The sequence below is a fragment of the uncultured Thermosynechococcus sp. genome (assembly GCF_937958135.1).
GTDB lineage: Bacteria > Cyanobacteriota > Cyanobacteriia > Thermosynechococcales > Thermosynechococcaceae > Thermosynechococcus.
In genome coordinates this window covers 23,212-29,493 of the sequence record NZ_CALGOG010000053.1, presented here as the reverse complement: position 1 = coordinate 29,493, position 6,282 = coordinate 23,212, and the positions used below count along the sequence as shown (strand labels likewise).

The 6,282-nt window shown below is 53.0% G+C and carries 5 protein-coding genes; all 5 read right to left on the bottom strand.

What is annotated here, in order from left to right; genetic code table 11:
* Nucleotides 1–276 precede the first annotated feature (276 nt).
* Nucleotides 277–1,239: a glutathione synthase gene (gene gshB / locus Q0711_RS06765; protein WP_298611490.1), complete on the bottom strand. Its 963-nt coding sequence runs from the start codon at nt 1,237–1,239 to the stop codon at nt 277–279.
* Between the two features lie 4 nt (nt 1,240–1,243).
* On the bottom strand, nt 1,244–1,507 hold the full coding sequence (grxC, locus tag Q0711_RS06760; protein WP_298611494.1) for a glutaredoxin 3: 264 nt from the start codon (nt 1,505–1,507) through the stop codon (nt 1,244–1,246).
* Nucleotides 1,508–1,610: 103 nt separating this feature from the next.
* Nucleotides 1,611–2,924 carry a CO2 hydration protein gene (locus tag Q0711_RS06755; protein WP_298611497.1) on the bottom strand — a complete coding sequence of 438 codons (1,314 nt, stop codon included), beginning with the start codon at nt 2,922–2,924 and terminating at the stop codon, nt 1,611–1,613.
* A gap of 16 nt (nt 2,925–2,940) precedes the next feature.
* Nucleotides 2,941–4,416 (bottom strand): NADH-quinone oxidoreductase subunit M, encoded by a 1,476-nt coding sequence (locus tag Q0711_RS06750; protein WP_298611500.1) that lies wholly within the window; start codon nt 4,414–4,416, stop codon nt 2,941–2,943.
* 27 nt (nt 4,417–4,443) lie between these two features.
* Complete coding sequence (locus Q0711_RS06745) at nt 4,444–6,279, bottom strand: NAD(P)H-quinone oxidoreductase subunit F (RefSeq protein WP_298611503.1); 1,836 nt, start codon at nt 6,277–6,279, stop codon at nt 4,444–4,446.
* Nucleotides 6,280–6,282: the final 3 nt, after the last annotated feature.

Genomic DNA, 6,282 nt, shown 5'->3' with positions numbered 1-6,282 from the left:
GCATCTACGAAAAATGGAAAATGTGGAATGATCAGCAGACTCAAATTGGTATTGCCTAGGGTCAGACGTGGTGAACGACAGTTTCAAGGGGATTGAGCGTGTCCTTAAATTATCCTTGCATAGTTGGGTAGAAAGTGACGGCATCGGTTGCGATAGCTGCAACTAGACCTCAATCGGTGGTGTAGAGCTAATGCCACACCAGCTCCAATAGTCCATTGAAACCTTAATTGGCAGCTAGAGCTACTTACACTTAGAGTATTAAATCGTATTGCTGTCCTATCCCAATAGCCAAGCCATCACCTGTTGACCGAGGCGCGTCCCATTGAGACGATCAATTTCCCGCACACCGGTGGGGCTAGTGACGTTGACCTCCGTTAAATAGCCGCCAATGACATCAATCCCCACAAAATAGAGGCCATCGCGCTGAAGAGCAGGAGCCAAGGTTTGACAAATCTGGCGATCGCGTTCTGTGATTTCGACGGCTGCCACCCGTCCACCCGTGGCCATATTGCCGCGAAATTCATCCCCTGTGGGAATCCGATTCACTGCCCCCATTGGTTCGCCGTTCAGGAGAATAATTCGCTTGTCCCCCTCTTTGGCTGCCGGTAGATATTCCTGCACCATCACCGGCAGTTGTCCCCGTTGGGTACTGATTTCAATCATTGAATTCAGGTTGCGATCGCCCGCCTGCAAAAAGAGGATGCCTTCTCCTGCTTTACCGCCCAAGGGCTTGAGCACTGCCATGCCCTGCTGCTGCACAAATTCACGAATGTGTTGCTTATCCCCGGTCACAATGGTTTTGGGAATCACGCTTGGAAATTGCAGGGCGTACATCTTTTCATTGGCATGGCGCAGACCCGCCGGCGAGTTGAGCACAAGCGTGGTTGTTTTATCCACTAAATCGAGACAGTAGGTGGCATAGAGGTAAGCGGTATTCACAGGGGGATCCTTGCGCATCCACACGGCGCGAAAGGTATTGAGGGGTCGCCATTCCACTGCACCCGCCTGAAACCACGGTTGAGGAATCTGCCACCGGCCGGCCACCAGTTGTACCGGGGATAACTGGACTGGGGTGAGCGCTGCCCACACCTGGCCTTCGCGGATCAGCAGTTGGGAAATCTCCGTTACCCACACCTGCGCCCCTGCTGCTTGCGCTGCCTCCATCAAGGCCACACTGGTATCGTGGCCGGGGTCTAGACTGGCAATGGGGTCAATGATAAAGGCAATATCTACGGCCATTCCGCTAGGCTGCCGCTTGCAGGAGAGCGTCCAGTTTTCCTTGCGCCTCTAGGGCATAGAGATCATCGCAGCCACCAATGTGCTCGTTGTTGATGAAAATTTGCGGCAGCGATCGCCGGCCATGGGCACGTTGCGCCATTGCTTCACGAGCAGCTTCGTCCCCATCAATCACGTACTCGGTAAATTGCACCCCTTTGCGTGTTAAGAGTTGCTTTGCCCGAATGCAGAAGGGACAACGAGACCACGTATAGATTTCGACATTGGCCACAGCGCCACCCTTTTACGATTTACAAAAGTTCACCTTGATTCCAGCCTAGCAAAAAGGGAGAAGAGACACACCTCCTCTCCCTTAAGTCCTGTCCTACAACTCGCTACAAGTAATTCGGGTCTTGAACATTGCGGATTTTGCAGGCCTCGGCAATCCCGTACTGGGGGCGAAGAAAGCGATCCATCTGCGCCACAAAGAAGCGGCGGTTGGCCATCAAGTGCTCTGGATTGGGATCATCTAAGGGATAGTAGAAGGCAGCACGGGTTGCCTGCAAAACGGCAGAGGTCACTGTGTACATGGCATGCTGGAAGGCAATCCCCAACTGTACCAAAATATCATCCTCACCGCGACAGTGTTGGTGGAAGTAATCCCTTAGGTACGGGGGGAGGAAGTGGTACATATCCTGATGCAGCAGCGTTGGCGGAATTCCCGCGGTTCCCACAGGAAATTTATCGGCAAAGAGAATGCCATAGTGGAAGTCCACTTGATCTGTGGGGATTTGATTGGCTTGGGCATTGTAGGACTTGGTTCCTCGGAAGGGGGCTGTGCGATAAAAGACCGCTTCTACATAGGGGAAAGCCGCTTCATAGAGCCACATAAAGCCCTTTTCCTTAGGCACAAGAACATGCACCTCATCATCAATATAGACATGGTGATAGATAGGACGGCCGGCAGCAGCAAAAATTCCATTGACCAAAAAGTTCATCGCATCCTTAACACTGGTAATGCTGCCCTCATCGTAGCGATCGCTAATCTCAAAGAAGACCGGTGCCATTACTTCCCAAAATAGCCCCAGCACAGTCATATAGGTGGCTTGGCGCGCTTGCTCTAAAAAGAGGTCCGGAAAGAGCTTGTGCAAACCCAACATCAGTGGGTTGCGTTTGAAGTAGGCACGAATGGCCTTATCGGCTGCGGCTTTGTACTCTTCAGAATCAAGGTAAATGTCCAGTTGGCCCCCCATGCGGTGCCACATCATATTGCGGGCAAGATTTTCAGAGAACTCCATGTTGATGCGATCGTGCCAGAGGTGGTGCAGCAGGCGAGGCATCTTGCCGGTTTCCCCCTTCTCGATGAAGGCCATCAGTTCGGGGCGGGCATGGGCAGGGCCGCGCCAAATCCGCAGATCTGCCGTATCGCCAGCGTAATGATTGGGCAGATCAAAGTATTCTTTGGTCGGAAAATACTTAAAAAAGGGAAAAGGATCAATAAATACCCGCTCGCCAAGGTAGAGCAGATCGCGCCAGTAGAAGTCCATCGGAATGGAGTAGGCTTTGTACATGCCAATGATCTTCATTAGGTTCACTGGCGTGTCGGGAATGAGGGCACCCCCCGCCTCAAGGCGGTAAATGATGTCTGCTAAGGGGTGATCTAAGGGGGGCAGTTTTGCCGAACTGGGATGGGTGAGTGCTTGAACCATGGGGAGACTCTCCTAACTATTGGGGTAAACTGGCCACAATTTCCCTTGCACTTGGTATTGCCGCAACCATCTGGGCACTGGTGGTTTCACTCCACCGCACGAGCCACGTGGGCTGCACACCCAAGACTAGGATTAACAGGCTCAGGACAATGGCGGGCATTTTTTCTGACCAAACCACCCGAGGGTAGTAGGCCGTCGCATTGTCAAGGCGGCCAAAACAGGTGCGGTTAATCAAAATCACAAAGTAAACGGCTGTCAAACCAGTGCCAACGACTGCAAGCAGGGTGGGAATTGGGAACGTGTCGTAGCTGCCTTGGAAGATTAAAAATTCAGCCACAAAACCCACCAGTCCCGGAATACCGGCACTGGCCATCCCCGCCAAGATTAGGAGGGCACTGGTGGTGGGTAGGCCGCGCAGGGGATTGAGCAAACCATTGAGCACATTTAGCTCACGGGTGCCCACTTTGGTTTCAATGACCCCTACCAGATAGAACAACAGTGCCAGAATCAAGCCGTGGCTAATCATTTGGGCGATCGCCCCCACCATGCTCAGTTGGGTATGAGCCGCTGCCGCCAGCAAAACATAGCTCATGTGACCAATGGAACTGTAGGCCACCATCCGTTTAATATCCTTTTGAGCAATCGCGGCAAGGGCACCATAGAGAATACCCACAGCCGCCAAGATTGCGAGCAAACCCGACAGCTGCCCCCAAGCCTCTGGAAAACAGCCTAGGGCAAAACGCACCAGCCCATAGGTGCCCAACTTTGCCAGTACCCCCCCAAGCAGAATTGCGGTTGGCGTCGAAGCTTCCACATAGGCATCGGGCAACCAGCTGTGGAGGGGCACCAAGGGCATTTTGATACCAAAGCCCAAGATCAACAGCAACAGAAGAATTGCTTGGGTCGTGGGTGCCAAGCCAGCCATTTGGATATCGGCATAGTCAAAGCTGGGGGCGTGGGTCAGCCAACCCATTGCCAAAAAGGCAGCGAGGACAAGAATGCCAGAAACTGCGGTATAGATGAGGAACTTGATGGCGGCCTGTTCGCGGCGCTGCCCTCCCCAGAGCAAAATCAGCAAATAAAATGGCACCAACTCGATTTCGTAGAAGAAAATGAACAAGAGTAAATTCTGTGCCGCCAAAGCTCCGGTAACTCCTGCATTGGCCAGAAGAACAAGGGCATAAAACAGGCGGGGGGCACTTTTTTCACCTGTGAACACCACCACAAGCGTCAAGAACGTCCCCAAGACAATCAGGGGTAGGGACAACCCATCCACACCAAGGGAATAGTTCAATCCCAAGGGCGATAGCCACGGCACAAATTCCGTAAATTGCAGTGTTGTTTGCCGAACATCGAACTGCGTCAGCATCCACAGGGAAAGGGCAAAGGTGACGGCGGCAGTAACCAACGCACCCGAACGGAGCGATCGCGCCCGTAGCAGCGGCATCAGCAGCGCACCGATGACGGGCAACACAATTAACAGCGTCAGCATAGGGCAAGAACCTCAAGGAATGGAGTATTAAGCCAGCAGTGGCCAACAAATGGCAATGACCAGAATGGCGACCCCCATCAAGATGGTGAGGAGATAGACTTGGGATTGACCCGTTGTACTGTACTTCAGGCGATCTCCCCCGCGGAGTGTCACCACACCAAAGGCATTGCCCGTGCCATCCACAAACGTGCGATCAAACCAAGCGGTAATGCGGGAAATCATATCCACTGCCCCCACCACTGTAGCTTTGTAGAGCTTCGGCGTATAGAAATCGTAGGCCAGCAGATCCTGAAGCAACGGCAGGGGAAACTGGATGGGTTTGGGAATTGCTTTGCCGAGATAGACCCATGCGGCTACCCCCCAACCCAACAGAGCGGTCAGGGTTAGCATGGCTGCGGTGGTTAAGGAAGGATGAGTCCAAATCACCCAATCAAATCGCCCCATGAGAATTGGCAAGTGCAACACGAGTCCCAAATCAACCGTCATTGGCAAAATCATCGGCCAAAACACCTCGGGCGATCGCGCCGTCATGGGCTTAACCTCACCGCCCCAAACAAGGCAGAATGTACGACCTAGACTAAAGGCCGCAAAGGTATTGATGAGCAGCAGTACAACGCCCACCCAAGGCAGTTGGCTAAAGGCCGTATCCAGTAATTCCGCCTGAGGGAAAAAACTTGCCAGGGGCGGTAAGGCTAGGAGTCCGGCTGAACCAACGAGGAACGAGATGCCAGAAATGGGGCGCCGTGACCACAACCCACCGAGCAGCCGCAGATCTTGGGTAATGCTGTTCCAGATAATGGCACCAATGCTCATCATCAGCAATGCCATTGCCACCCCATAGGTGAGGATAAAGACAAAGGCCAAGCCCGGCTCCTTGAGACCGACAGCAATAAATACCCAGCCCATGTAGGCGCTGACTAAATAGGAGAGAGCGCGCTTAATATCCACTTGGGCAATGGCAATGAGGGTTCCCCCCAATGCGGTAACACTCCCAATCACCAGCAAAGCCGTTAGAGCCACGGGGGAAAGACTGAGAATGGGGGTTAGCTTAACGAGCACCCATGCCCCCGTAGCCACAACAATGGCATTCCGGAGAATCGAAGCAGGAATTGGACCTTCCATGGCTTCATCCAACCACAGATGCAGCGGGAACTGGGCACATTTGCCCATAGGGCCAGCAATCAGAGCTAGGCAAATCAGGGTAATCAAGAGGGGATTCACTTGAGCAGTGGTGGCCCAAGCCGCTAAATCATCGTAGTTCCACGAACCCGCAAGGGGATAAATCGCCAACAGCCCCATCAGCAGCACCAAATCTCCTACCCGTTTAGTGAGAAAGGCATCGCGGGCACCCGTAACCACTAGGGGTTGATTAAACCAAAAACCAATGAGTAAGTAGGTGGCAAGGGTCAAAATTTCTAGCACCACATAGTTAAAGAAGAGGGAGTCGAGGAGCACTAGAGCAGCCATCCCCCCTTCAAAGAGGGCCAAGAGAGCAAAAAACCGCGCCCAGCCCCAATCCATCTCCATGTAGCCAATGGCAAAGACCTGAGCCATTAGATTCAAGCCTGTGATCAGCATGAGAGCCGTGGTCGTCAAAATAGAAATCTCAACAGGAATGTCAAAGTGCAGACCCGCGACATCGAGCCATGTCCAATGCACAGACTGCGGCGGCTGGTTGGCGATCGCTACCGTTGCCAGTAGCGCATGAACAAAGGAGAAAAATGTGAGCAAGATATTCACATAGCCCGCTGGACGAGGTCCCGTCTTGCGAGTGATTGCCGGTGACCAAATCAAGGACAACGCCATTCCCACCAGCGAGTAGAAAGGTACGAGCCACACCGTGTCCGCAAATGATTGCAACATAAA

Bases quoted from the DNA above. Each gene is read 5' to 3' on its own strand.
- gshB (WP_298611490.1), bottom strand. From the start codon at position 1,239: ATGGCCGTAGATATTGCCTTTATCATTGACCCCATTGCCAGTCTAGAC.
- Q0711_RS06755 (WP_298611497.1), bottom strand. From the start codon at position 2,924: ATGGTTCAAGCACTCACCCATCCCAGTTCGGCAAAACTGCCCCCCTTA.
- Q0711_RS06750 (WP_298611500.1), bottom strand. From the start codon at position 4,416: ATGCTGACGCTGTTAATTGTGTTGCCCGTCATCGGTGCGCTGCTGATG.
- Q0711_RS06745 (WP_298611503.1), bottom strand. From the start codon at position 6,279: ATGTTGCAATCATTTGCGGACACGGTGTGGCTCGTACCTTTCTACTCG.